This window comes from Peristeroidobacter agariperforans (assembly GCF_004138335.1).
Lineage (GTDB): Bacteria > Pseudomonadota > Gammaproteobacteria > Steroidobacterales > Steroidobacteraceae > Steroidobacter > Steroidobacter agariperforans.
This window is the reverse complement of the sequence record NZ_RYFW01000005.1, coordinates 282,965-309,840: the sequence shown is the minus strand read 5'-3', so window position 1 is coordinate 309,840 and position 26,876 is coordinate 282,965. Positions and strand designations below refer to the sequence as shown.

At 61.5% G+C, this 26,876-nt stretch carries 15 protein-coding genes and 2 riboswitches; of the genes, 14 read left to right on the top strand and 1 reads right to left on the bottom strand.

Features of this window, described 5'->3' with window-relative positions:
- The first annotated feature begins 15 nt into the window (after positions 1-15).
- The gene (locus EK373_RS29105) at positions 16-1,452 is read left to right on the top strand and encodes a thiol-disulfide oxidoreductase (protein WP_129648482.1); all 1,437 of its coding nucleotides are present in this window, start codon (positions 16-18) and stop codon (positions 1,450-1,452) included.
- On the opposite strand, the gene EK373_RS29100 is transcribed toward EK373_RS29105, so the two are convergent.
- Positions 1,449-2,081 carry a LysE family translocator gene (locus EK373_RS29100; RefSeq protein WP_129648480.1) on the bottom strand — a complete coding sequence of 211 codons (633 nt, stop codon included), beginning with the start codon at positions 2,079-2,081 and terminating at the stop codon, positions 1,449-1,451. The two genes, EK373_RS29105 and EK373_RS29100, sit on opposite strands and share 4 nt — an antisense overlap.
- Positions 2,082-2,745: 664 nt before the next feature.
- On the opposite strand from EK373_RS29100, the gene EK373_RS29095 reads away from it, so the two are divergent.
- The 13 genes from EK373_RS29095 to EK373_RS29035 all read left to right on the top strand — a co-directional run bounded on the left by EK373_RS29095 (position 2,746) and on the right by EK373_RS29035 (position 26,766).
- Positions 2,746-3,570: a formate/nitrite transporter family protein gene (locus tag EK373_RS29095; protein ID WP_129648478.1), complete on the top strand. Its 825-nt coding sequence runs from the start codon at positions 2,746-2,748 to the stop codon at positions 3,568-3,570.
- Between the two features lie 9 nt (positions 3,571-3,579).
- Positions 3,580-5,310, top strand: coding sequence for a bifunctional protein-serine/threonine kinase/phosphatase (locus EK373_RS29090; protein ID WP_232831363.1), 1,731 nt, complete (start codon positions 3,580-3,582; stop codon positions 5,308-5,310).
- A gap of 250 nt (positions 5,311-5,560) precedes the next feature.
- Positions 5,561-5,652, top strand: a riboswitch (cyclic di-GMP riboswitch).
- A gap of 335 nt (positions 5,653-5,987) precedes the next feature.
- On the top strand, positions 5,988-6,506 hold the full coding sequence (locus EK373_RS29085; protein ID WP_129648476.1) for a hypothetical protein: 519 nt from the start codon (positions 5,988-5,990) through the stop codon (positions 6,504-6,506).
- Positions 6,507-6,511: 5 nt separating this feature from the next.
- On the top strand, positions 6,512-8,398 hold the full coding sequence (locus EK373_RS29080) for a tetratricopeptide repeat protein (protein ID WP_129648474.1): 1,887 nt from the start codon (positions 6,512-6,514) through the stop codon (positions 8,396-8,398).
- A complete protein-coding gene (locus tag EK373_RS29075) occupies positions 8,398-11,445 on the top strand; it encodes a tetratricopeptide repeat protein (RefSeq protein ID WP_232831375.1) in 3,048 nt (1,015 codons plus the stop codon). Before EK373_RS29080 ends, EK373_RS29075 begins: the two co-directional genes overlap by 1 nt.
- Positions 11,429-12,091 carry a tetratricopeptide repeat protein gene (locus tag EK373_RS29070; protein ID WP_157994591.1) on the top strand — a complete coding sequence of 221 codons (663 nt, stop codon included), beginning with the start codon at positions 11,429-11,431 and terminating at the stop codon, positions 12,089-12,091. Before EK373_RS29075 ends, EK373_RS29070 begins: the two co-directional genes overlap by 17 nt.
- A 9-nt stretch (positions 12,092-12,100) precedes the next feature.
- Positions 12,101-12,460: a hypothetical protein gene (locus EK373_RS29065; RefSeq protein ID WP_129648468.1), complete on the top strand. Its 360-nt coding sequence runs from the start codon at positions 12,101-12,103 to the stop codon at positions 12,458-12,460.
- A 41-nt stretch (positions 12,461-12,501) separates the two neighbouring features.
- Positions 12,502-13,197, top strand: coding sequence for a MotA/TolQ/ExbB proton channel family protein (locus EK373_RS29060; RefSeq protein WP_198683730.1), 696 nt, complete (start codon positions 12,502-12,504; stop codon positions 13,195-13,197).
- 9 nt (positions 13,198-13,206) lie between these two features.
- Complete coding sequence (locus tag EK373_RS29055) at positions 13,207-13,734, top strand: ExbD/TolR family protein (protein ID WP_129648466.1); 528 nt, start codon at positions 13,207-13,209, stop codon at positions 13,732-13,734.
- 34 nt (positions 13,735-13,768) lie between these two features.
- Complete coding sequence (locus EK373_RS29050; RefSeq protein WP_129648464.1) at positions 13,769-14,257, top strand: ExbD/TolR family protein; 489 nt, start codon at positions 13,769-13,771, stop codon at positions 14,255-14,257.
- The gene (locus tag EK373_RS29045) at positions 14,244-15,743 is read left to right on the top strand and encodes an AgmX/PglI C-terminal domain-containing protein (RefSeq protein WP_129648462.1); all 1,500 of its coding nucleotides are present in this window, start codon (positions 14,244-14,246) and stop codon (positions 15,741-15,743) included. The genes EK373_RS29050 and EK373_RS29045 overlap by 14 nt, the downstream gene beginning before the upstream one ends.
- A gap of 36 nt (positions 15,744-15,779) precedes the next feature.
- Positions 15,780-15,876, top strand: a riboswitch (cyclic di-GMP riboswitch).
- 74 nt (positions 15,877-15,950) lie between these two features.
- A complete protein-coding gene (locus EK373_RS29040) occupies positions 15,951-21,551 on the top strand; it encodes an SdrD B-like domain-containing protein (protein ID WP_129648460.1) in 5,601 nt (1,866 codons plus the stop codon).
- Positions 21,552-21,555: 4 nt separating this feature from the next.
- Entirely contained in the window at positions 21,556-26,766 is a 5,211-nt protein-coding gene (locus EK373_RS29035) for an OmpA family protein (protein ID WP_129648458.1), read from the top strand.
- The last annotated feature ends 110 nt before the right edge of the window (positions 26,767-26,876 follow it).

Sequence of the window (26,876 nt, the reverse complement as noted above, 5' to 3'; positions counted from 1 at the left end):
CTTTTGCGCCCATCGATGAGTCGAGCGACAGAACGGGTCTCTGCCGATGGCCTGATTGCGTTTTCGCCCGTGTGGGCCGCCGCAGCTATTTTCAGCCTGGCCGGCGATCGCACCATGCTGCTGTTCCGCGACGGCCCGTTGCTTGGGCTGATGAGCTGGGCAGCAATCTCCGTCGCACTCCTGTTGATCTGGCGTCCGCGCTGGACTCCGCTGCTGGTGCTGCTGGCGGGCGTGATGGCAACGCGCTACGCCATGGCCATGCCCGTCGCGGGCAACAACAAAATGATCGCCGCGTTCATGAACGCAGGCATTCTCGCGATCTGTGCACACGCCGTCCTGCGCTACGGCAACTCTGCGCAGATGCGAGAGAACATTTACGAGAACATGCGGGTGGTGGCGCGGGCGCTGCTGGCCGTCATGTACTTCTACGGCATCTTCCACAAGATCAACACGGACTTTCTCGACCCACGGGTCAGCTGCGCCGTGGCGTTGTATATGCCGCTGGCCGATGGCTTCGGCTTGCAGAACAGCCTCGCGGGCAAGCATCTCGCGATCTGGAGCACGTTCATCGTCGAGGCAATCGCCATCGTCTCGCTGTATTGGAAACGTTGGTTCGCAGTCGGCCTGTTGCTGGCGCTGATGTTTCATTTCGTGATCCCGATCTCCGTGTACTCGTGGTACATGGATTTCTCGAGCCTCGTGCTGGCGCTGTATATCCTGTCGGTGCCGCGAGAGGTCAGCGAACGGTTCTACGACAACTGCGCGCGATTGTTCCGGCTATTGCGCGAGCGCTTCGGCATGTTGGGCCAGGCGTTGCCGTTTGGAATCGTGATCGGCGGGGCAGTGGCGCTGGTCGGTGTTCTTTCGGTGTTCAGCCGTCAGGCGAGCATTCCGCTCTCGCACGTTTACCAGTCTGTGTGGGTGCTGATGTGGGTCGTCTACGGCGGCGTCACGATGCTGCTGCTGGCGGATGCGGCGATCAATCACCTGCCATGGCGTGGAACGGTCGGGCCGCGGCGGCCGATGTGGCTGTATGCGGTGCCGGCAACGCTATTCATCGTGTGCACGGCGCCTTACCTTGGGCTGCGCACCGAGGCGTCCATCGCCATGTTCAGCAATCTGCACACGGAAGCGGGTGTGTCGAATCATCTGGTGATCACGCAGCCGCTGGCGCTGTTTCCGTATCAGAGCGAGGTCGCGATGATCAAGGCGTCCTCGGACCCCGACCTTCAACATTTCGCCGACCGCAACCAGGGCCTGGTAATGTTCTCGCTCAAGGAACGCCTCAGAAAGAAGCCCCAGCACTGGGTCACTTACGAACTGAACGGCGTTCGCTACGAGAGAGCGACCGCTCAGTCACTGGGCGCCTTCACTCACGCGAACCTCTGGGAGCGCAAGCTACTCATCTTCAAGCACGTGGACTTTGCGCGCCCGAAGGTGTGCACGCACTAGCGTCGCGATTCGACGGCCATTCTCACGGCGAGCCCGGCCAGCACCGTGCCCATCAGCCACCGCTGGATCACCTGCCATGACGGCCGCGAAGCAAGGAACAGGGCGACGCTGCCCGCCATGAAAACGATCAGTGCGTTGACGCTCACACTGATCGTGATCTGCGTCAGCCCGAGCACCAGCGACTGAACCCACACGCTGCCATGTTCGGGCTGGATGAACTGGGGCAGCAAGGAAACATACAGGATTGCGATCTTCGGGTTCAGCAGACTGGTGAAGAGGCCCATACCGAACAAGCGACGCGGGCTGTCTTCCGGCAGATCCCGCACCTGAAACGGCGACCGACCGCCCGGCTTCACGGCTTGCCACGCCAGATGGAGCAAATAGATCGCGCCGGCGATGCGAAGCGCATCGTACGCAAGCGGCACCGATAGGAAGATCGCAGTAATGCCTGCCGCAGCGCAGAGCAGATAAACCATGAAGCCCAGCGCGATGCCACCCAACGAGATCAGTCCCGCCATCCGTCCCTGACAAATCGCGCGTGAGACCAGATAAATCATGTTCGGACCCGGTGTGAGCACCATGGCGAGCGCAACGAGCGCGAACTGGAGATGATTGGTCAGCGTGGGCATCGGCGAGTCCTTCGAGCCGGAGAATGACCGGCATCTTACGATGACCCGAGAGCTGCACGCGAATTCGCGAGCTGTATCGCATCAGCGGGCGTCTCACTGTGCTCCCACATAGGAGGTATCAATCGTTGCCGGGGACAGAATCGATTAGAGCCTCGCTCGCCACCCGGTTAGTCTTGGCTCACGTCTCGTCGGATCTATTTGGATTGCACATGTTCGCCAAGCATCCGCTCCGTTCCGGTTTCCGTGCCCTCACGGCGACGGCCATCGTCGCCGGAGCCGTGATGAACCTCGCCACTCCGGACCCTGCGTCCGCTGAGCACGGGAGTAGGGTGGTCGCGGCGGCGGCGCTCTAAGACCGCGGCAACCCTTTTGCGAAATCTCAGGCTCTCCAAGAGGGCAGATGCCTGCATCCGCTGCACCGTAACGGCGCATCGTCCCCCTGCTTTTGCCCGCAAAACCGCCTCCAGTCCCTGGCATAGCTCTTGCTGCACAGGCTTGTTGATCCAACGACGGGTCGGCAAGGCACTGCTGCCATAGCGGGCAACTCTCCTTCCCGCTGAACACTCGCGCGGTCCACTACGCGCTCGAGATTCCATTGAAGCTTCATGCCCGAATCGGCCCGGTTCCGAGCGGGTAGTGCTCACATTCAAGAGGCAATAGAACAATGTCTTATCTGGCACCGTCGGAATTCGTGACCAAGATGGTCGATGCGGGCGAATCGAAAGTATTCATGTCCACGCGAGATACCTTGATCCGCGCCTATATGGCCGGCGCCATTCTCGCATTGGCAGCGGTGTTCGCAGTGGCGGTCACTCAGCAGACCGGCTACCCGATCATCGGTGCGATTTTGTTTCCTGTCGGCTTCTGCATGCTTTACCTGCTCGGCTTCGATCTGCTGACAGGCGTGTTCGTGCTGTCGCCACTTGCATTGATCGACAAGCGTCCGGGCGTAACGCTGGTCGGCGTGCTCAAGAACTGGGGATTGGTATTCACCGGCAACCTGGCCGGCGCGGTCACGGTCGCGATCATGATGGCGATCGTTTTTACCTTCGGCTTCTCTACCGAGCCGAATGCAGTTGGCAAGGTCATCGCCGGCATCGGCGAGTCGCGCACGCTCGGTTATAAGGAATATGGCGCGGCGGGCATGCTCACGCTGTTCGTTCGTGGCGTGCTGTGCAACTGGATGGTCTCCACCGGTGTGGTGGGCGCCATGATTTCAACCTCGGTCGGCGGCAAGGTGATCGCCATGTGGATGCCCATCATGGTGTTCTTCGCCATGACATTCGAGCATTCCGTGGTGAACATGTTTCTGTTCCCGTCCGCGCTGATCATGGGCGGCAATTTCTCGGTGATGGATTACATCATCTGGAATGAGATCCCGACGGTCATCGGCAACCTCGTCGGCGGCTTGTCGTTCACTGGACTGACGCTGTATTCGACGCACTTGCGCACGGCGCCGAAGAAGCAGGCGTTCCCGCGTGCCGCGTAATCGGACCTGATGCTGCCCGCTCGATTGCAGATCTCTTTAGGGCAGCATTCCGACTCGGGCCGAAAGGAGATCAACCAGGACTTTCACGGCGCGTGCATTCCCGACGAGCCGCAACTGACCGCCAAAGGCATCGCCGTCGCATTAGCCGACGGCGTCAGCAGCAGCAATGTCAGTCAGATCGCCAGCGAGGCGACCGTGAAAGGCTTCCTGGAGGATTACTACTGCACCTCACCGGCCTGGTCGGTCCGTCAGTCCGCGCAGCGCGTGTTGATGGCGATCAATTCCTGGCTCTACGCGCAGACGCGTCAGAGCCAGTATCGTTACGACCAGGACCGCGGCTACGTTTGCACACTGAGCGCACTGGTCATCAAGTCCACGACGGCCCACATCTTTCACGTCGGCGATTCCAGAATCTATCGACTGCGGGATCGATCGCTCGAGCAGCTCACCCAGGATCATCGTCTCTGGATCTCTCGCGAGAAGAGCTATCTCGGGCGCGCCTTGGGTGTGAATCCACAGCTCGAGATCGACTATTCGGCGGCGAACGCGGAGCGGGGCGACGTTTTCATTCTGGCCACGGATGGCATTCACGAGCACGTCGATCCGAAATTCATCATCGATGCTCTGTGCGAGCCCGCTGCGGACCTCGAGATAGTGGCGAAATCCATTGTCAGCGAGGCGCTGGAGCAGGGCAGCGATGACAATCTGACCATTCAACTGGTGCGCATCGATGCAGTCCCGCAGGCTGAAGCGGGCGAACTTCATCACCAGCTCAGCGAGTTGCCGCTACCGCCGGAGCTTGCGCCGAGGATGGAGTTCGACGGTTATAGAATCATCCGCGATATCCGGATCAGCAGCCGCAGTCACGTGTACCTTGCGACGGATGTTACCGAGCCTGAGGCACCGGCCGTGGTCATCAAGACGCCATCGGTGGATCTAAGCGGCGATCCAACCTATTTGGAACGATTTCTTCTCGAGGACTGGATCGCACGTCGAATCGACAGCCCACACGTCGTCCGGGCCTGCGCGCCAACGCGCAAGCGCAACTATCTCTACACGGTCACCGAGTTCATCGATGGTCAGACGCTGACGCAATGGATGATCGACAATCCGAAGCCTCAGCTGAGCACGGTGCGAGGCATCGTCGAGCAGATCGCCAGGGGTTTGCAGGCGTTCCATCGGCTGGAAATGCTGCATCAGGACCTGCGGCCGGAAAATATCATGATCGATGCCACTGGCACCGTGAAGATCATGGACTTTGGATCCACCCGCGTTGCTGGAATCGTCGAGAGTGCCGCGTCGGTGCAGAATCTGCCGGCGGGCACCGCTCAATACACGGCGCCGGAATATTTTCTAGGAGACGCCGGCACGTCACGCTCGGATTTGTTTTCGCTGGGCGTCATCACTTATCAAATGCTGACGGGACGCTTGCCATTCGGCACTGAGGTTGCCAAGGCAACCACCAAGGCCGCGCAACGACGCCTGGTGTACCGATCGCTGCTGGATGACGAGCGCGACCTTCCGGCGTGGATCGACGAGACCCTGAAGAGAGCCACGCATCCGGATCCGGACAGGCGCTATCAAGAGCTGTCCGAGTTCGTGTACGACCTGAGCCATCCCAACGACGCCCATCTGCGAAGAACCCGGCCGCCGCTGCTGGAGCGTCACCCGGTGATGTTCTGGAAGACGATCACGGCGATCCTGATCGTCATCATCATAGTGCTGCTCGCGCGGCGATGAGGGCGAGCGCGCCATCGTGAGCGCGTTCCAAGAGCCTTCCATCATTATTGTTAAAGCCGCTGCTTCGCGACTCGGTCCTCGGGTTGCCGAGTCAACAAAAGATCGTCGTGAGATGAAACCTTCCAAGAAGGCCGTTCGTGTTGAACTAAATGTGCCCACGGAAAAGTGAGAAGTGCGTCACATTTTTCTCGCATTGTTAGACTCGTGTCACATCCATTCGTTCCCTCGGCAAGCAAAGTTCGCCGGCGAATTACGTCAAGGGCAAAGCCATCGAAAGATGGCGACGCAAAGTCACCGGTCTAAAGAGCGCCTCGCGCGCTCCATGACAGCGGGACCGCCGGAGTCGACGTCCGATGCAATCGGGCTGCCTCGAACCCACGCGTGTGCGTGCCCAAGGTTGAATGGAGGTGGCTCATGACTCGATGGATATCGATCGCGAACGCGGGTGCGGCCTTGCCGTCCTCGCGCGATATGCGCGGCGCCCTGTCTGCGTTCACTTGCACCATTCTCTCTTCGCTGAGCTTTTCCAAAGCGGCTGTCTCGCCTGCCTCGTGCCCAGCGAGCGCTTCCGCGCCACGCTCTCGCGCGTGCCTGAGCACCATGCGGGCTCGCGTGTCTCACTAGAGCCGGACCGTCCTGGTTCATTGACTTAATCCGCCCCTATCAGGCGAAACCCCATGCAAAAGACTTTCTGGACCGCGACGTTCAGCGCTTGCTGCTGCCTCTGGGCCGCGATTGGCGCCGCCGACGACAGCTATCGAGCGCAAATGAAGGGCCTCGATGAGCAGGTGCAAGAGATCAAATCCGACGTGCTGAGCATCGACGCCGAGCTACGCCGTCTCGAGGAAAGGCTGCTGTATCCGTCGAACACACATGTCGCGCTGTTCGTGGCGCTCGCCAAGGGCGAAACGATGCGACTCGATTCGGTACAGATCCAGCTCGACGGCAAGCTCGTCGCGCACTACATCTACAGCTACAAAGAGCTCGAGGCGCTGCAGAAGGGCGGTGTGCAGCGGATCTATACGGGCAACATTCCGACCGGCGCGCATCAGCTCGAGGTGTCCGTGATGGGCAAGCTCGATGGCGGTAGGGACTATGCGCGCAGCGACAGCTTCACGCTCGACAAAGGTGTCGAGCCGAAGCTGGTCGGCATCACGGTGGCCGGCGGCGAGGCCATCCAAGTAGGGGACTGGTGAGAGTCATGACTCGCGCAGTCCACAGCACGCTCGGCCTCGGTCTGACGGCATTGCTCGCCGTGCAGCCGTGTTCCGGCGGCGATCTCCAGGATCTGCACTTTGGCGAGGCGCTGTATTACGCCCACCAGGGTCAGTACCTGGAGGCGCTCGAACGACTCGATGCCGAGCTCGGCCAGTACCGTGATCTCGACGAGCCGCAGCTCGACTCATTGCACTTTCACGTCGGCGAGGCGCAGTTCTCGGTCGGAGATTTCGAGCTCAACTATCGGATGCACCATCGGGCCGGCCGCGCCATCAAGGCCGTGCTCGAAGGCGCCGTCGATGAAGCAGTCCGCAATGAAGCGGCGTTCCGTCTGGCGCGCATCCACTTCCAGAAAGACCAACTGGAGGAAGCGTTGCACGCGCTCGATCGCATCCAGGGTCGTATTCCCGAGAGCATTCGGGATGAAGTCGAGTTCCTGCGCGCGAACGTTTATCTCGCCAGCGGCCGTCCCGCCGATGCTGCCAACGTACTGCAACGGCTGCAAGGTGCCGACGGGCTGACAGGCTTCGCCGAGTACAACCTCGGCATCGCGTTGTTACACGATCAGCGCGCGGACGCGGCGCTCGAACAGCTGGACAAGGCCGGCAAGATCCAGGCCCAGGACGACGCTGTCAAAGCGATCAAGGACAAGTCGAACCTGATTCTCGGCGACCTGCTGTTCGAGTCGAACCGCTTCGAGCGGGCGCAACTCTCCTTCGATCGCGTGCGACTCGAAGGGCCGTTCTCGAATCAGGCGCTGCTGCGTTCGGGATGGGCGGCCATGTCTGCCGAGCAGTACGACAGAGCGATCGTGCCGTGGACTGCGCTCGTCGAGCGCGACGTGACCGATGGCGCCGTACAAGAAGCATTGCTGGCGCTGCCATACGCGTACGGAAAATTGAACGTCAACGGCCGGGCCGCGCTCATGTATGGCCGCGCGCTGGAAACTTTCAGCGCAGAAGGCGCGCGTGTCGATGCTTCGATCAGGAGCATTCGGGAAGGGAAGTTCCTGAAGGCCCTGGTGCGCGAGGAAATTCGCCAGGACAAAGATTGGGTCATTCGTCTGCGCAGCCTGCCGGAATCCCCCGAAACTTATTACCTCGCAACGCTGATGGCTTCACACGATTTCCAGACGGCGCTGCAGAACTATCTGGACCTGGAGGACGTGCGCAAGAAGCTGGAAACCTGGCAGCGCAGCTTTGCCGCTTTCGAAGACATCATCGAGCGGCGCCGTAAGAACTACGAGCCGCTGTTGCCGGAGGTCGATGCGAAGTTTCGTGAGCTCGACTCGCAGATCCGCTTGCGTCAGGAACAACGCAACAACATCGAGAAGCGGCTGCACGGCATGTTGACGGCGCCCAGACCCGACCATCTCGCGACCGCGGACGAGCGCATCGTTCGCGAGCGTCTGAACGAGATCGAGCGAGCGCTCGAGAGCATGCCCGAGGCCAGCATTGAGCACGAGCGACGCCGCCTCGAGCGCTTGCAGGGCGTGCTGACCTGGCAGCTCAACACGCAATACCACGAGCGACTGACCGAAGCCTACGAGCACCTGGAACAACTCAATGCGGACATCGCAAAGATGCGGTCGCAGTATCAGGCGTTCGTTCGTGCTCGGCAGGCGGCGATGCACAGCTATGTCGGTTACAGCGCCCCGATCACACGCTTGCGACGACGCGTCGGCGAGTCGCTTCAGCAGGTCACGCTGGTCATGGCGCGGCAGGGCCGGGTGCTGGAGATGGTCGCTATCAATGAGCTCGGCATCCGTCGCGATCGCTTGGAATCCTACGAAAGCCAGGCTCGCTACGCGGTCGCCGATAGCTACGATCGTGCAACTCGCGCGCAGGCCAATGCAGGAGGGCAGCAGTGATGCGTCCCCTTCGCCTGGTCCTCATTCTCTCTCCAGTGCTCGTTACGGGCTGCACGCCCACCCCTGACAAACAGACCCTGGCGGAGCTGCGCAATGTGCCGGCCGACACGGCGGATGTGCACGTCGATCAGGGCCTCGACCGAGCCATGGAAAGTTATCGGCGTTATCTCGAGGAAACGCCGAAGACCGCAATGACGCCCGAAGCGATGCGGCGTCTGGCCGACCTGAAGGTCGAGAAGCAGTTCGGCATCCTGGGCGATGGAAAAATGGTGGAGCTGGAGGCGCCCGAGCCGGCGCCGGAACGCATGGCGCTCGCTGCGACGGGCGCCGAGCGTCCGAAGGCCGTCGGTATTGCCGACCTCTCCGAATCGCAACAGGATTTCGAGCGTCGCGCGACCGGCCAGGCGCAGCTCGCTTCGGGCGGGCACGCCGTCGAAACATCCAACCAACCGGCGGCTTCGGGACCGCTGGAAGCGATCGCACTCTACGATCAGTTGCTGGCCGAGTATCCGACTTACGAGCATAACGACAAAGTGCTGTATCAGAAGTCCCGCGCGTACGACGAGCTGGGACGCACCGAGGAAGCGATGCAGACGATGGAGCGTCTGATCGACTCGCATCCCGAGTCGAGATACATCGACGAAGTTCAATTTCGCCGCGCGGAGTACTTCTTCACACGCAGAAAGTTCCGCGACGCAGAGCGCGCCTACGAGGCGATCATCGCCCTCGGGGCTCGCTCCGAGTACTACGAGCTCGCGCTCTACAAGCTCGGCTGGACGCTCTACAAGCAGGATTTCTACGATGAAGCCTTGCACCGATACATCGCGCTGCTCGATCACAAAGTATCGATCGGCTACGACTTCAACGCGCGACACGAAGAGGGTGACGAGCGGCGCGTGGCCGATACGTTCCGGGTCATCAGCCTGAGTTTCTCGAACTTGGGCGGCCCCGAAGTGGTCAACGAGTACTTCGCAGCCAAGGGCAGCCGCACCTACGAGGATCGCATCTACAGCAACCTCGGCGAGTTCTACCTGACGAAGCTGCGCTATCACGATGCGGCTGCGGCATACAAAGCATTCATCGGCTTGTATCCGTTGCACCGGACCTCTCCGCATTTCAGCATGCGCGTGGTCGAGATCTACACCAAAGGCGGTTTCCAGAAGCTGGTGTTGGATTCGAAGAAGGAGTTTGCGAAGACCTATGGGGTGCATGCCGAGTACTGGCGTCACTTCGCAATGGATGAGTCCCCCGAGGTGGTCAGCTATCTGAAGAGCAATCTCAAGGACCTCGCCAACCACTATCACGCGCAGTATCAGCGTGCGGACCTCGCTGAGGAGAAGCCCGCGAACTACCGCGAAGCCCTGCAATGGTACCGGGAGTTCCTCAGCTCCTTCCCGACGGACGCGGACTCGCCGCCAACCAACTATCAATTGGCCGACTTGCTGCTTGAGGAAAAGAACTTCGGCGAAGCAGCAAGAGAGTACGAGCGGACTGCCTACGACTATCCGACACATGAGAAGGCCGCGGCGGCCGGCTATGCCGCGATCTTCGCGCATCGCGAGCATCTGCAGGGGGCTGACGAGGGTCAGCAACCCACGATCAAGCGCGACACGATCGCCAGCTCGCTGAAGTTCTCCGATACGTTCCCACAACACGAGCATGCGCCCAAGGTGCTCGGTGCGGCGGCCGACGATCTCTATCAGCTGAAGGACTTCAAGCCGGCGCTGAGCGCCGCGCAGAAGCTGATCGAGCGCTATCCAACCGCCGATCTGACCGTGCTGCGCTCCGCGTGGACGGTGGCTGCTCACTCATCATTCGATCTTGCGGAATATCCGCACGCTGAGCTTGCCTATACGCGAGTCCTCGAGCTGACGCCGGAAACGGATGAGAAGCGTGCGCCGCTCGTGGATAACCTGGCGGCTTCGATCTACAAGCAGGGCGAGGCAGCGAACAGCGGACAGGACTACCGGGCAGCGGCAAATCACTTCCTGCGCATCAAGCAGGCGGCGCCGACTTCGAAGATCCGCGCAGCCGCCGAATACGATGCGGGCGCTGCACTGATCCGATTGGAGGACTGGACTGCCGCAGCCGACGTTCTCGATGCATTCCGGCGGACTTACCCGGAACACGAGCTGAATCGCGAAGCGACCAAACAGATCGCGTTCGTGTACCGCCAGAGCGGGCAGGTCGCGCGTGCCGCCAGCGAATACGAGCGCATCGCTGCGGAGGCCGACAAACCGGAGCTGCGCGGCGAGGCGCTGCTGCTCGCCGGCGATCTGCATGAGCAAGGAAAGAACAACGAACGTGCGCTCGCGGTCTACCTGGCGTACGTCAACGAGTTCCCGCAGCCGCTCGACCTTGGCGTGGAGACGCGTTCCAAGATCGCGGAACTCTACAAAGGCGCGCAGGACCTGACGCGCTATCACGAGCAGCTGCAGCAGATCGTGAGTATCGATGCAGCCGCAGGGGTGGAGAGAACGAATCGGACGCGAACCCTGGCGGCGCGCTCGGCGCTCGTGCTCGGCGAACAGCTGTATGCGCAGTTCGCTTCCGTAAAGCTCGTGCAACCGTTCGAGCGCAGCCTGCAATTGAAGCAACAGCGCATGGACGCCGCGATGAAATCGCTGGGTGCGCTGGTCGACTACCAGGTGGGTGACGTGACCGCGGCGGCGACTTACTACATGGCCGAAGTGTACTTCGGCTTCAACCGGTCGCTGGTGGAATCGGAGCGGCCGAAGGATCTGCAAGCGGGCCAGTTGCAGGACTACGAACTGGCGCTCGAAGAGAATGCGTTCCCGTTCGAAGAAAAAGCCATTGGCGTGCACGAGAAGAATCTGGAGCTGATCCGCTCCGGCATCTACAACGAGTGGATCGAGAAGAGCCTGGCCAAGCTCGCCCAGCTCATGCCTGCGCGTTACGCGAAAGCGGAGCTGAGCAGCGGCTTTCTGGGATCGCTGGATCGCTATGCCTATCGGACACCGTCCGCCCCGCCGCCTGAGCCGGCAATCGCAGCCAACGCAGGAGCTCCCAATGCCATTGGCCAGTGACATGAGCTCTGTGCGTCATGCCGTGTTGTTGGCGGCGTTGTTCGTGGCCGCGTGCTCGACGTCCGCCAAACACGACAAGCCCGTGCAGAAAGCCGCGGCGAAAGTGGCGCCGTCGGCCCGCGTCGATATTCAACAGGACGCGACCGGCTTCACGATTCTCGAAGATGTGCAAGTCAGCGCGGACCTTCGAGCGGAGTACGAAAGCGCTGTTCGCATGCTGGAGTTGCAGCAGTACGAGCAGGGAATCGCTGCGTTGCTCAAGATCGTCGAGAGCGCGGCAAATGTTACTGCCGTTCATATCGATCTAGGCATGGCTTACGCGCGCTCGGGAGATCTCGAGAAAGCCGAGGAAAGCCTGAAGAAGGCGTTGCAACTCAACCCTCGGCATCCCATCGCCTACAACGAGCTCGGCATGGTGTATCGACGCAAGGGGCAGTTCACCGAGGCGCGTGCCAGCTACGAGAAGGCGCTCGAGATCTTTCCAACCTTCCATTTCGCACAACGCAACCTCGCGATTCTCTGCGATGTGTACCTCGGCGACCTTGCCTGCGCGCTCCAGCACTACACGGCCTACCAACAGGCGGCGCCGGATGATGCCGACACTGCGAAGTGGCTGGCCGATTTGAGTGTCAGAGCCAAGCGCTAGGAGACAGACATGATGCGCAGACTCTTCATCACCGCATGCTCGTTGCTAGCGACGACGACGTTCGCCGCGGATCAGCCGACCGCGGCCGCGTCGGTCGCCGCGGTGGCAGCAGCGAACTCGAACCAGACCCAACCCGAGCCTGCGCAAAGCACACCAAAAGCGGATGCGGGACCCAAGGCGCTCTCGGGCATGTCGATCCTGGGAAATCAGGAAGCGCCCAAGGCGCTGGTGATCGTGCCGTGGAAGAGCTCCCAGCTCGGCGACACGTTGGGCATCGGCAAGACCCTCGACGACGGTCGGCAGCCCGTGGACAAAGAAGTGTTCATGCGGCAGCTGAGCTACTACGAGATCAGGGCCAACGCGAAGTAAATCTTTCGACCCTTTGTAACTGCAGCTGAAGAGGCAACACCGTGGATATCTTCTACTCAATCGTGAACTTCTTTAATCGCGGCGGCGCATTCATGTATCCGATCCTGTTCGTCGCCGCGGCCGCCGCCGCGATCGCGATCGAGCGCTACGTCACGCTGAGCCGGCTTTCCATCAAGAACCGCGCCGCCTGGAATCGCCTGGAACCGGTGCTGACGGAAGGCGACTTCGACAAGGCGCGTGAAGCGACCGCGAAGGATGAAACAGCAGTGTCGCAACTGCTGGCAGTGGGCCTTGCGCGTCAGGGCGCCGTGCGTCGCGTGGACGATGTTGAGAAGGCCATGCGCACGAATCTGATGGAGTTGATTCCGAGACTCGAGAAGCGCACCCACTATCTCGGCACGTTCGCAAACCTCGCCACGTTGCTCGGCCTGCTCGGCACGGTCAGCGGTTTGATTCACGCCTTCACGGCGGTTGCGACCGCCAACCCGGCGGAGAAGGCAAACCTGCTCGCAGCCAGCATCTCCGAGGCCATGAACTGTACGGCGTTCGGTTTGATGGTCGCCGTGCCGGTGCTGTTCATCCATGCGTTCCTGCAGACCAAGACCGGCGAGCTGATCGGCAGCCTGGAAACGGCGGCGATGAAGTTCCTCACGTTGGTCGGCGATCGCCAGTCTGCTCGGATGCAGAACCGCCTGGAGCTCGCGCAATTGCCGAAGGATCACTCCAAGGCCGCCTGAGGATTCGTCATGCCATCCAACTACACGCGTTCGTTCGCTTACGACGGCCCGCTGATGCAGTCGAGTTACACGACTCGGATGCGCAAGCCGGTCGAGCTGATGCTGGTGCCGATGATCGACATCTTCACGGTGCTGGTCACGTTCCTGCTGATGACGGCGGTGTTCTCCCGCATCACGATTCTGCAGCTGGATCTGCCCAGCTCGGATTCGGCAAGCGCGGGCACGCCTCCGGCATTCCGGCTGGAGGTGATCGTTCGTCATCAGGGCTTCGAGCTCACCAACGGCACGAAGCTGATCGCGACCGTCCCGAAGCTCAACGATCAGTACGACTTCGGCACGCTGACCCAGATGGCGACGTCGCTGAAACAGGAGTACCCGCAGGCGAACGATGCATCGGTGTTGTTGGAGCGCGACGTGCAGTACGACTACTTGATCCAGGCGATGGACGCGATTCGTTCTGCTGAAGTCACACAGCCTGACGCTACGACGACGAAGCTCGAGCTGTTCGCCAACATCGCGGTCGGCGAAGCGCCGTGAGCGACGCGGCAGCGCCGACCCCAGGAGCCGACATATGAGTCTATTGAATCGCTCGCAGCCCCGTTCGGACGCGGAGCTCAACTTGATCCCGCTGATCGACATCATGTCGGTCATGGTGGCGTTCCTGCTCATCTACTCCACCGAAGTGGAAGTCGTGCAGAACTCCAAGGGCATCGAGATTCCTCAGTCCACCGCGGAGGTGAAGCCGCAGAACACGGTCGTGGTGATGATCACGAAGGAACACGTGTTCGTGCAAGGCGAAGCGGTGGCCACTATCGCGGAAGTGCAGGGCACGCAGACACCGCTGGTCGAACCGCTTCGTGAGGTGCTCGAGCGGCCCATGCTGACTGGCAAGAAGAGCGATGCCGACACGGTTGCGGCGAGCGAGGTCACGGTGATCGCCGACAAGAGCTTGCCGTTCGATATCGTGAAACGAGTCATGGCGACCTGCAGCGCTTCCTCTTACGGGAAGATTTCGCTGGCCGTCTTGCAGAAGGAGAAGGCAGCCAATGCGGCCAGCTGAAGCACGACTCGGGGCGGACGAGATTCCGGTCTTGTCCGAGGCCGTCGGTGCGGATGGCGCCGATGCACCCTATTCAGATCCGCCGAGTGCGGATCTGCGCACGGATGAACAGAACCAGCAGGCGCTGGCATCCGAGCTGGCGCAGGCGCGAGCTGCTGTCGATGAGCTCGCGATCGATCTGCGCGCCGTCGAGCTGGAGCTCGAAGATCTTGCGACCGAGCGCACGCAGTACGGTTTGCTCCTGGACGCCTGCAACGCGCTGGACAGGCTCGACAAGATGGGCGGCGCGGCGTTGTTCTGGGGCGAGAGCGCCGATCGGGGCGCCAGCGCCAACTACGTTCGCGGCGTTCGAGGTCGCGTCGCTCAGTTCGATGAGCGGGTCAAGGAGATCGAAGATCGCCGCGCGGCTGTCGTCGATCGAATCAAGCAGCACGAGAGCCATGCCGCACTCATGGAAGACGTCCTCTTCGAAGCGCTCGAAGAGGAGGAGAAGCGCAGGCAGGAATGGATCATCGAGCGTGAGATCAGCAGGCTGCCGGCGTACCAGGCGTCGATGCCTTGGACGCGCGGCGGCGAGGAGGACAAGCGCTTTCGCAAATCCGCCGCGACCACGCTGTTGCTGTGTTTGATCTTCGCGCTGATCGTCCCGCACATTCCTTTACCGACGCGCATTCTCGAGCCCGAGGTGCAGGTGCCCGAACGCATCGTGCGCCTGCTGATCGAATCGCGTCCGAAGCCACCGGTGCAGGCGCGCGAGCAGCCGAAGCTGAAGCCACAGGAAAAGCCCGTCGAGCAAAAGCCGATCAAGGAAGCACCGAAGCTCGCGGCCAAGCCCGACCAGGAAGTGCCCGAGCCTGCGGCAGGTGAAGGTCCCAAGGTTGCGGAGCAGGGCATTCTCGCGTTCCGCGAGAAATTCGCAGGCATGCAGCAGGATCAAGCGCTCGCACGGCTCGGCTCGCAGGCGCAGATCAACAATGCGAGCGACTCCGGTCCGGTTCAACGTGCCATGTTGACGACGAACGCGCCTGGCTCGAGCGGCGGCATCAACCTCGCTTCGCTCAGTCGAGGCGTCGGCGGCACGGGCGGTAACGGCGGCATGGCGAGTGTGCAGACCACACGCGTCACCAGCGGTATCGGCGGCATCGGCAAGCCCGGAGCGGATCGACCGCTCAGTGGCGATGGCGTCGGCCCCTCACGCACGGATGAAGAGATCCAGATCGTGTTCGATCGTTATAAAGCGGCGCTCTATCGGCTTTATAACAAGGAGCTGCGCAAGGATCCGACGCTGCGCGGGCAGATGGTGCTGAATCTGACCATCGAGCCGGACGGCAGCGTGTCGATGTGCGCGTTGCAAGCCTCGGACATGAATGCTCCAGAGCTTTCGGCGCAGGTGGTCGAGCGCGTCAAGACGATCAACTTCGGCCCCAAGCAAGGCGTGCCGGCGATCACGATTCTGTATCCGATCGACTTCCTGCCAGCGGCCTGAGGGTCGTACGAAGTCGCGAGTATTCATCAAAAGTAAGTCCGACAAAGGCAAAGCCACCGAAAGGTGGCGACGCAAAGTCACCGGTCTAAAGAGCGCCGCTTCGGCGGCGCTCCACGACAGCGGGACCGCCGGAATCCAGCTCGCTGCGTGCGGGCACTCCCTCGGTCCATTCGTGACTCGCGTCCAGCGAATGGAACGAGGGTGCGCATGAGCTTCAGGGTAAACATCGACGTGAGAGCAGGCCGCAGTGGCATCGCCACAGTGCTGCCGTTGCTGCTCTTTGCCCTGTTGATGGCAGTCGCTTCCGGTGCGCAGGCGCAAACCCAGGTCGATTGTTCGGCGCCACCCTACAACGGCGTCATCGATGGCAACGTGCGTCCGGTGCCGCCGACGAACGTGAAGCTCGACACCCATTGCACCATCCTCAACTACCCGGGAGGCATGAGCACCAACTTCACATTCGACAACAACGACCCCACCCCTTATCTGGTCGTGTTCGACAACGTCGTGCACACCGGCAACATGTCGTGCAACGCCGTCGCTCAGCACAAGATCTGGTTCACCAACGGCTCCTCGACGACCATTCAGGACGGCTGTCAGAACTATTTGATACCTGTCGAGAAGATCGACAAGCGCAGTCCCGCGCCGTACGCAGCCGTTGGCGTGCCGTTCACCTACCGCCTCACGATTCCGGTGCTGTTCGATCCGGCGACCGGCACGGTCATTCGTAACAGCGGATCCGTGAACGATCTGCACACGATTCGTGTGGTCGACAACTTGAATGAAATGGGCGTCGATGTGGCGCTCGCGGGCACACCGACTGTCACCTGGCTGAGTAGCGGCACGCCGGTGCCGCACACCTACACGGAGGTGGGCGAGGTGCTGACGTTCAACGTCACACCGATCATTCCCGCCGATACGCAGATCGCGATCGATATTCCCCTGGTGCTGGAGGACACGCCGACCAATTTTCTGGGGCGGACCTTCGTCAATATCGCGCGGTGGTCGTTCGGTCGGGCGGTCGATGTCAACGAGAACGGCGTCATCGATCCGGACGAGTTCTTCTCGCCGTTGCCGGGCGAAAATGGCATCTCGCAGCCGATGACCATCGGCGCGCCCAGCCTGACGCTGACCAAATCCGGACCCGCGACGATGAATCTCGGGCCGGGCGCACAATTCACGCTGGACGCTACCAACAACGGCACCAGCGCCGCGTGGAACGTCACCATCGTCGATCGGCTGCCAACGGGCCCGACAGGTGGCATGTGCGAAGTTCCGCCAGCACAAGTGAATGTGACGCTGGGCGGCACGCCGCTCGTGCAAGGCACTCACTATGCGTTGAGTTACGCTGGCGCGCCGACGTGCGAGTTGACACTCTCGCTGCTCGACGCTGCAGGTCCCGCGGCGCCTGGTCAACATCTCATCGTCACCTATCGGGCGCAGCTCGATACCAATACCCAGAACGGCGCAACGCTGACGAACGTTGCCGCCGCGACGCAGTGGTCGACCGACGGCACGACCAATTCGAATCGCACGGTTTTCAATCGAACACTGACGAACGGCACCGAGGGCACGCTCGATCATGAGGACTCTCACACCGTCAGCGTCGCGCTCACTGGCAACTTCTTCGAGAAGACAGTCACGAATCTGCGCACCGGTCAGAACCCGGCGACGGTGGCCGCGCCAGGCGACATCCTGCGCTACACGTTGCGTTTGCAGACCACGACGAGCGCACTGAGCAATGCGAGGATCTACGACGAAATCGACGCGCTCAACACGCCTGCGGCCATTGTTCCTGGATCGCTGTCGATCATCAGTCCGCTGCCCGCGGGCGCCGTGAACAATACCAATCCGAACGCCGGCGCAAAGGGCACGGGGGTCATCGACATCAGCAACGTCAATGTGCCGGCCGGCAGTCAGATCAGCATTCAATTCGAAGTGCGGGTCGCGGCGGGTGTTGCCGCCGGAAGCATAGTTTCAAACCAAGCGCAATTGAGCGTGAACGGGACGCCGCTCATGGTCAGCGACGATCCGTACGTCAATGGTCAGTCCGACCCGCTCGTGGCGGGAGATGAAGACCCCACGCGCGTCGCAATCGCCGTCCCGACCCTGTTGTTCCACAAGACTGCGATCTCCGGCGCAACGGCTCATCCGGCCGATGTCGTGCGGTACCGCCTGCAGATCACCAACCTCAGTAACGTGCCGGCCTTCGGCTTCTCGATCCTCGATGAGCTCGACATGCTGAACGCCTCTGCGATGTTCGTGCCGGGCACGTTGACCCTGGCGACAGCGTTGCCGGCAGGTGCATCGAGCAACAGCAACGCCAATGGCGGCAGCAAGGGCACGGGGGTGCTCGACGTTCGTAACTTGACGCTCGGCGTGGCCGGCTCGGCAACCGAGTCGGTGACACTCGAATTCACGGCGCAGCTGGTTCCCGTCATTGCCAACGGGACCATCGTGTTGAACCAGGGTCAGCTGTTCATCGCCGGCGCCGAACTTCAGCGCAGCGACGATCCGGCGGTCGGCGGGACTCAGGATCCGACGGGCATCGCGATCGAGTCTGCGCCGGTGTTTCGTGTGCAGAAGATCTCGCAGGACGTGACGAACGATCCGAATCTGCTGCTCGCCGGCGAAACCCTGCGATACACGATTACCGTCAAGAACATCGGCAACGCCGATGCAACCGACGCGGTGCTGCGCGACCAGGTTCCGGTCAACACGACCTACGTTGCCGGCAGCACGACGCTGAATGGCGCTGCAGTCGGCGACGTCTCCGGCCTCTCGCCGCTCGTGAATGGCATGTCGATTCATGCGCCAGAGAACGCGACCCCTGGTGCGCTGGGAGCAGATGCCGCAGCTACGACGAGTAACGTGGCGACGATTACGTTCGACGTTCGCGTCAACCCCGATGTCGTGGATGGCACGATCATCTCGAACCAGGGGTTCGTGAGCGCGGTCGCCAATAACATCGCCGACTATCCTTCCGACGATCCGACGACATCGATTCCGAATGACCCGACGCGCGATGTCGTTGGCGCCGTTCCCCTACTCTTTGCCGATAAGCGCGCGACGCTGCAGGTCGATCTCGGCTCACCAGGTGTCGTCGATCCCGGCGATGTGCTGCGCTATACGATCACCGTTCACAACAACGGCAACGTGCCAGCGACCGGCGTCATGCTCCGCGACGGCGTGCCGGCGAACACAACCTATGTCGCCGATTCGCTGTACTTGAACAGCCTCCCCGTGGGTCAACCCGACGGCGGAGTTTCACCGCTGATCGCCGGAATCAACATCAGCTCCGCAGATCAGACTCCACCGTTGCCCGGCGTGGGGCAGGGCACACTCACCGCCGGCAACTCCGCCGTCATTCAGTTCGATCTGCGTGTGAATGCCGCGGTGGCTGCCGGCACGCTCATCACCAACCAGGCACGCGTGCTCACCAACGAGTTGCCTGATCAGTTGACCGATGGCGACGGCAATCCCGCGACCGGTCCGGAACCGACTGTTGTCGTGGTGGGAGTCGGCCAGCAGCTGGCTATCGTGAAGCAGGTGGCGGTGGTCGGCGGTGGCTCCGCTGTGGCAGGCGCCACGCTCGAGTACGTGGTGCGTGTAACCAACATTGCGAGCGTGCCGGCTCAGTACGTGGTGATCACGGACGACCTCAACGCTCCGATGCCGGGTTATCTGGCGTACGTGGATCAGTCGGCCACGCTGAACGGTGTGAGCAACGCCATCACGGTTGCGAATTCACTGATCACCGCGGACTACTCGACTGCGTACGGTCCGCTGCAACCGGGTCAGGTTGCAGTCCTGCGCTTCCGGGCGGTGATCAATCCCAATCTGCCGATCGGCACTCGCATCACGAATACCGGCGTCGTCACCTGGAACAACCCGCCGCGCACAGCACGAGCCAGCGTATCCATCGATGTCGGCGGGATCGTGGGCGTCGGCACACTCAACGGCAGGGTGTGGCACGACGCGAACTTCAACCGCACGAATGACGCGAATGAGCGATTGCTCGAAGGCTGGAGCGTCGATCTGTATCGAAACGATCGGCTCGTGCACTCAGCCATTACCGATGCGAGCGGTGCTTATCGAATCAGCGGTATCGCGCCGAATTACATCAACGGTGACCGCTACGAGCTGCGCTTCGTCGCGCCGGGCGCGGGAGCCAGTACTGCGAAGCTGGGTCGCGCGTACTCGGAGTTCAGCAACGATCTGCAACGAGTCACAGAGATCGTTCTGCAGCCCGGCAGCAATATTCAGAACGTCAACCTGCCGATCGAGCCGAATGGCGTGGTGTACAACACCATAGCGCGAACACCGGTGCCCGGCGCGGTCGTGACCATGCTCAGCGCGGCAACCCAATCGCCGTTGCCGGAGACCTGTTTCTACGACCCGGCACAACAGAATCAGGTCACCTTGGCGTACGGCTATTACCGCTTCGATCTCAACTTCTCGGAGCCCACGTGCGCGAGTGGCGGAAACTATCTGATCGAAGTGACCGCGCCGGCCGTGGGCTACATCGCGGGACCCTCGCAGATCATCCCACCCACATCGGATGCCTCGACGGCGGCGCTCTCGGTGCCGACTTGCCCGAGCAGCATCGACGACGCGATTGCCGCGACTGCTCAGCACTGCGAAGTGCAGACCTCGGAGTTTGCGCCGCCGCCGTCGGTTCGTGCACGCACCGCCGGCACGCGATATCACAAGCACTTCCGGTTCGATGACAGTCTGGTGCCGGGCTCGACCCAGATCTTCAACAATCACATTCCGGTCGATCCCGACCTGCAGGGCGTGCTGTCGCTGTCGAAGGTCACGCCGATGCTCAACGTCACGCGCGGTCAGCTCGTGCCGTACACGATCACCTATACGAATGTGACGCCGGTGCCGCTGTTCGACATCACGCTCGTCGATCGCTTCCCGGCAGGCTTCCGCTACGTCGAAGGGTCCGCGCGCATCGATGGTGTGCCTGTCGAGCCTGCGGTGGTGGGCCGAGAGATCAGGTGGAACGACCTTTCGGTCGACGGCAACGCGCGGCACTCGATCGTGCTGTTGCTGGCCGTCGGCGCCGGTGTGAGCGAAGGCGAGTTCGTCAATCGCGCTCAGGCCATCCAATCGTTCACGAACAGCGCGATATCGAACGAAGGGTCCGCGACCGTGCGCGTCATTCCGGATGCGACCTTCGATTGCACGGACGTGACCGGCAAGGTGTTCGATGACTCGAACCGCAACGGCATTCAGGACAGCGGTGAACGCGGCTTGTCCGGTGTGCGCGTGGTGAGCGCACGGGGCCTCACTGTGACCACCGACAGCTTCGGTCGATTCCATATCACTTGTGCGATCACCCCGCGCGAAGGACGCGGCAGCAACTTCGTGCTCAAGCTCGACGACCGCACCTTGCCCAGCGGCTATCGCTCTTCCAGCGATCAGATCCGAATTCAGCGCGCCACTCGCGGTAAAGCACTCAGGTTCAACTTCGGGGCGTCGATCCATCGCGTCATCGGCCTGGACATCGCGGATGCGGTGTTCGAACCGGGTACGACCGAGATGCGTACGCAATGGAAGCCGCGCTTGAACCTGCTCATGGAAGAACTGCAGAAGGGGCCGGCTGTGTTGCGCCTCTCCTATCTCGCGGACGTGGAGGATGAGCGCCTGGTCGAGCAGCGCATGGCTACGATGAAACAGCAAATCATGCAGTCGTGGCAGGCATTGAACTGCTGCTATCGGCTGACCATCGAGCCTGAAGTGTTCTGGCGACGCGGCGGCTCTCCGAAGCAAGCAGCCGTGCAAGCAACCAGCAGGTGAACGGATGATGCATCACAAGTATCTATCGCTCTTGTGCGGAACATTGCTTGCAATCGCCGCGGGCGCCGAGCCTGTCACCGAAACGTCGCCCGGCAGCGCTGTCGAGCGGCATTTGTCGAGCGATGAGGCGATCTCGCAATGGACGCATGACGCGCAACGGATCAACACTGAAGCCGGCGACATGATCGTTCAGACGCAAGTGACCAAAGAGGAGCTCGAGACGGTCAAGCTGCAGAACGTGATTCCGCCGATCCGGTTCGAGTCCGGCGTGGCCGACATTCCGCCCGGATACATCGAATCGCTGCGCAAAGTGCTCGACAGTATGCGCGAGCGTCGCAACGTGCGACTGCACCTCGTGGGACACGCCGACGATCAACCGCTGTCGGACGCACTCGCTCGCCAATACGGCGACAATGCGGGCCTGTCGCGCGAGCGCGCTGGCGAAGTGGCGGAGTTCCTGCAAGAACGATTGAACCTGCGGCCGGAATCCATCTCGTACGAATGGGCTGGCGATACCAAACCGATCGCGACGAACGCAACGGCCGAAGGACGGGCGCGGAATCGTCGGGTGGAAGTCGAGGTGTGGTACGACGAGATGCGCGAGCGCGCCGCTCGGGAGGACGTGCTCCTCAAGGAGAACTTCCGGCGCATCAAGGTGTGCCGCATGGAGACGGTATGCAAAATGCGCTTCATGGAAGGGCACTCGCGCCGGGCTCGCATCAGGAATCTCGTACCGCCGCTGCGTTTCAAAGACGAAACCACCGAAGTGCCGGATGCTTTCGTCGAACACATCCGCAAGAGCCTGCACAACCTGCAGGGCAAGCAGAACGTGACGGTCAAGTTCATCGGCTACACCGACGACGTTCCGCTGGTCGGACGCGATGAGCGCATCTACGGTACGCATGTCGTTCTGTCCAAGGCTCGGGCGCATCGCGTGGCGCTTGCCATTCAAGAACGGCTGCTGCTGTCCTCGGCAGGAGTGTCGAGTGACGGACGGGGCGCAACCTTGCCGCTCGCGTCCAATGACACCGACCAGGGCCGCGCGCTGAATCGGCGCGTGGAGGTCGAGTTCTGGCACGACGATCCGCTGCAAGAGATGCCCGAGGAGCCACAGCTGTGTCCAAGCGAAGGTGGTGAGGAGATCGTCACCAAAGTCTACGAGCCCTCCTGGGGGCGCATCGAGCCATTACAGCTCGAGGGCGGACGCGCCATCATCCCCGCCGGCTACACCGATCGACTGCGTCGGGCGATGAACGATATCGCCGACCGAACGAATGTCCGGCTACGTTTCGTTGGGTACACGAAGAACGAGCGGCTGGATCGCCGAACCGCGAGCGTCTACGGCGATGACGTGGGTTTGTCCGCCGCACGCGCCCGTCGGGCGATGGACGCGATTCGCGAGCAGATGCAGCTTTCCCCATCGCAGGTAGAGCACGAGGGACGCGGCTTCGTGCACTCAGGCGATGTCGTGAATGTCGGCTTTACGCAAGACGAGACTTCGTACATCGTCGTGCAAGTGGTGTACGACGAGGCCGCAATCGTCGACGACTACGATGGCGTGGATATCACCAAGCTCACGCGCGAGTTGTCTCCGAAGAACCCATTCGGCTTGAACCTGATGCGCATTACCGTCGATGGCCAGCCGGTCGACGACAAGAACCGCAGCTCCGCTGACATTCAGCGCTGTACCGACGTGGCAATGGATCGTGCCGATATCCAGTTTCAGTTCGACAATCTGCAATCGAACCGGCGCTTGAGTGTGGCCGCCTCGCCGACGACGGTAGTCCTGCACGATGCGCCGGTGGATTTCGCCGCATTGGAGTCAGACCACGAGCAATCGGTGGAGTCGCTGCCTGAAGAGTCCGCGCCAAGCGACGAAACAGACTGGATCACGGACGACCGTGAAGAGCCGGAGGCAAGCGACGCACCTGACGAGCAACTGCCGCGGTTTATCGGCCCGCCCGTGCGGTTCCGCATGTACGCGAACTATTCGGCTTTCCTCGATCGTGCCGAAGTACGCATCTTTGCCGCCGATCAGTCGCTGCAAGCGACGCCCGTCGCAATCGCGGTGATCGATGCCAACGGCTTCGCGGAATGGCAGGCCACCGCCGATGGCGTCGAAGCGCCTTCGCGCGAGTTGAAGTACGTGCTACGTGCGTACGACAAGACAGGCAACTTTGACGAGACCAGTCCGCAGCCACTGTGGCTCGTGCACGGGACCGAGGCGGTGAGCGACCCCGATCCCGATGCTGAGCCCAGGCACGATGAAGCACTGCTCGCCGGCTACGGGGAGAGCGCACTCTCGGTGAGCAACATTCGTCTGGGCAGCGGCACTGTGAAAGTACGCGGCAGTGCCATTCCCGCACATCACACGGTGTGGGTTGCGGGCAAGCAGGTGCCGGTCGATGCCGGCGGCAATTTCGTTGCCGAGGAAGTCCTGCCGTCCGGTCTGCACACCATGGAAGTTGCGGTGCTGGATGAAACAGGCAGCGGCTCGCTGTATCTGCGCGATCTGGAGTTCGAGCGCAACGACTGGTTCTACGTCGGCGTCGCCGATCTCACCGTCTCGGAGAATCGAACATCGGGCCCAGCCGACCTGCTGCAGGGTGAGAATGCACCGTACGACTACGACTCGAGCTTCGATGGTCGCCTGGCGTTCTACATCAACGGCAAGTTCAGCGAGCATTGGGGAGTGACCGCGAGCGCCGACACTCGTGAAGGCCCCGTCGAGGATCTCTTCAGCAACTTCCTCGACAAGACGCCCGAGTCGCTGTTCCGCCGCATCGACCCTGACTATCACTACCCGACATTCGGTGACGATTCGATCATCGAAGACGTCGCCCCCACGCTCGGCAAGTTCTATGTGAAGGTGAATCGGGATCAGAATCACGCACTGTGGGGCAATTTTAAAATCAACTATCTCGGCAACGAGCTCGCCCATGTCGATCGCGGCCTGTATGGCGGCAATCTGCACTTCCAGTCCGAAGGGACCACGAGCTTCGGCGAACAGCGTCTGGCGCTGGATGGCTTTGCCGCAGAACCAGGCACGCTCGCAAGTCGCGAGGAATTCCGCGGCACTGGCGGCTCACTCTACTTTCTGCGCAATCAGGACATCCTGGTGGGCTCCGAGCGCGTCCGCATCGAGCTGCGCGACAAGGATTCGGGGCTGGTGACGGGCGTGAAGAACCTGCAGCCCGTGCTCGACTACGACATCGATTATCTGCAAGGCCGCGTCCTGCTCACTGAACCGCTCAGTTCGACCGCCGACGACAATCTGCTCATTCGCAGCGGCGGCCTGAGCGGCGATGAGGCGCACCTGGTGGTTCGCTACGAGTACACGCCGGGCTTCAGCGATATCGACGCGCTGGCGACCGGCGGACAGGGCCACTACTGGATCAACGACCATGTGAGGGTCGGCTTGACCGCGAGCGCGAGCGAGGAGGGCGATGCGGACAGCTCGCTCAACGGCGCAGACGTGACATTGCGAATGAGCTCGGACTCCTGGCTGAAGCTGCAAGGCGCGAAGAGCGAAGGCCTGGTCTCCAGCTCGATGTATTCCGATGACGGAGGTTTCGGATTCGTGAGCGACGGCGCGACCATCCTCAACGAAGCGGGCGCCAGCGCCTATCGTGCCGACTTGAGCGTCGGGTTCGATGACTTCGTCGACGCCATTCCTGGGCGCATCACGCTGTACACCCAGACGCTGGGCGAGGGCTACTCCGCGCCGGGTTTGACGACGCCCACCGATACGCAACACAACGGCGGCACCTTGCGGGTACAGGTGACGGAGCAACTCCAGGTGCGCGCGAAGGCCGACAAGAAGGCGCAGGAGCAGGGGTACAGCATCAATGCACAGGAGCTCAACGTCGGCTACCAGCTCACCGAACGCTGGAACGTGAGCACTGGTGTGCGCAAAGATGAACGCGAGTACGAAGGCGCGATTGTTCCGGTGAGCCTGCAGCAGGGCGAGCGCACCGATGGCGTACTGCAGGTCGGCTTCGATTCGCGTTCGACGTGGCGCGCGTATGGCTTCGCACAGAACACGTTATCCCGCTCGGCCGAACGTGAGGCCAATGGCCGCGTCGGACTGGGCGGCTCGTATCGGTTCACAGATCGATTCCGCGCTGACGCGGAAGTCTCCGATGGAGATCTGGGCCCTGGCGGCAAAGTCGGCACGAATTTCCTGTATTCCGAGCGCACCAGTCTTTATCTGAATTACGCGCTGGAGAACGAGCGGACCGACAACGGTCTGCAGGGCCGTCGCGGCAATCTGATCTCCGGCATGAAGCGCCGCTTGTCCGATTCAAGCAGCATGTATGTGGAAGAACGTTATCAGGACACCGAGTCAGCTTCGGGCCTGACGCATTCCACCGGCATGTCGCTTGCGCCGAATGAGCGCTGGAACTTCGGCACGAACACCGACATCGGCACGCTGGTCGACTCCCGTACCGGTGCAAAAATCGATCGCGAGGCAGGCGGTGTGCGCATGGGCTACGGGTTCGAGTCAGTGCAGTTTTCCAGCGCCGTCGAGTATCGTGTGGACAAGACGCGCCAGCCGGATCAGGCGCTCGCCGAGCGCACCACTTGGCTGTATCGAAACAGCTTCAAGTATCAACTCACGCCCGACTGGCGTTTGCTCGGCAAGTTCAATCATGCCGACAGCAAGAGCTCGCTCGGACAGTTCTACGACGGCGGCTACACCGAAGCCGTCGTGGGCTATGGCTTCCGGCCCGTCGAGCACGACCGTTTGAACGCACTGGCGAAGTACACCTACTTCTACAATGTGCCGACGACGGAACAGGTGACTCCTCAGTACGTCGCCGCGCAATTCATTCAGAAGAGTCACATTGGCGCGCTCGACTTGACCTACGACCTCACGGATCGCTGGTCGGTTGGCGGCAAGTATGCTTACCGGCTCGGTCAGATCAGCCTGGATCGGGAGGCCCGCGAGTTCTTCGATAACTGCGCGCAGCTGTACATCCTCCGAACGGATCTCACATTCGCCGAGCAATGGGAAGGGTTGATCGAAGGCCGCATGCTCGACATGACGGATCTGAACGAGCAACGCAGCGGCGCGCTGGTCGCTGTGTACCGCCACGTCGGCAATCACGTAAAGGTCGGCGTCGGTTACAACTTTACGGACTTCTCCGAAGACCTCACGGATCTGAGCTTCGAGCACCAGGGTGCGTTCTTCAACATCGTCGGAGCGCTGTGAGCCGCTCCACTGAATTCTTTGTGTCATCGCGAGGTAAGTTCATGAAGAGGCTTTATCTGATTGGCGTGGCCCTGTGCTGTGTGACTGTGTCTGGATGCGTCGTTCACGAT

Excerpts from the sequence above, each read along its gene's own strand:
- EK373_RS29105 (WP_129648482.1), top strand. The coding sequence starts at position 16 with ATGAGTCGAGCGACAGAACGGGTCTCTGCCGATGGCCTGATTGCGTTT.
- EK373_RS29050 (WP_129648464.1), top strand. The coding sequence starts at position 13,769 with ATGAGTCTATTGAATCGCTCGCAGCCCCGTTCGGACGCGGAGCTCAAC.
- EK373_RS29055 (WP_129648466.1), top strand. The coding sequence starts at position 13,207 with ATGCCATCCAACTACACGCGTTCGTTCGCTTACGACGGCCCGCTGATG.
- EK373_RS29080 (WP_129648474.1), top strand. The coding sequence starts at position 6,512 with ATGACTCGCGCAGTCCACAGCACGCTCGGCCTCGGTCTGACGGCATTG.
- EK373_RS29100 (WP_129648480.1), bottom strand. The coding sequence starts at position 2,081 with ATGCCCACGCTGACCAATCATCTCCAGTTCGCGCTCGTTGCGCTCGCC.
- EK373_RS29085 (WP_129648476.1), top strand. The coding sequence starts at position 5,988 with ATGCAAAAGACTTTCTGGACCGCGACGTTCAGCGCTTGCTGCTGCCTC.
- EK373_RS29065 (WP_129648468.1), top strand. The coding sequence starts at position 12,101 with ATGATGCGCAGACTCTTCATCACCGCATGCTCGTTGCTAGCGACGACG.
- EK373_RS29070 (WP_157994591.1), top strand. The coding sequence starts at position 11,429 with ATGCCATTGGCCAGTGACATGAGCTCTGTGCGTCATGCCGTGTTGTTG.
- EK373_RS29090 (WP_232831363.1), top strand. The coding sequence starts at position 3,580 with ATGCTGCCCGCTCGATTGCAGATCTCTTTAGGGCAGCATTCCGACTCG.
- EK373_RS29095 (WP_129648478.1), top strand. The coding sequence starts at position 2,746 with ATGTCTTATCTGGCACCGTCGGAATTCGTGACCAAGATGGTCGATGCG.
- EK373_RS29045 (WP_129648462.1), top strand. The coding sequence starts at position 14,244 with ATGCGGCCAGCTGAAGCACGACTCGGGGCGGACGAGATTCCGGTCTTG.
- EK373_RS29075 (WP_232831375.1), top strand. The coding sequence starts at position 8,398 with ATGCGTCCCCTTCGCCTGGTCCTCATTCTCTCTCCAGTGCTCGTTACG.
- EK373_RS29035 (WP_129648458.1), top strand. The coding sequence starts at position 21,556 with ATGATGCATCACAAGTATCTATCGCTCTTGTGCGGAACATTGCTTGCA.
- EK373_RS29040 (WP_129648460.1), top strand. The coding sequence starts at position 15,951 with ATGAGCTTCAGGGTAAACATCGACGTGAGAGCAGGCCGCAGTGGCATC.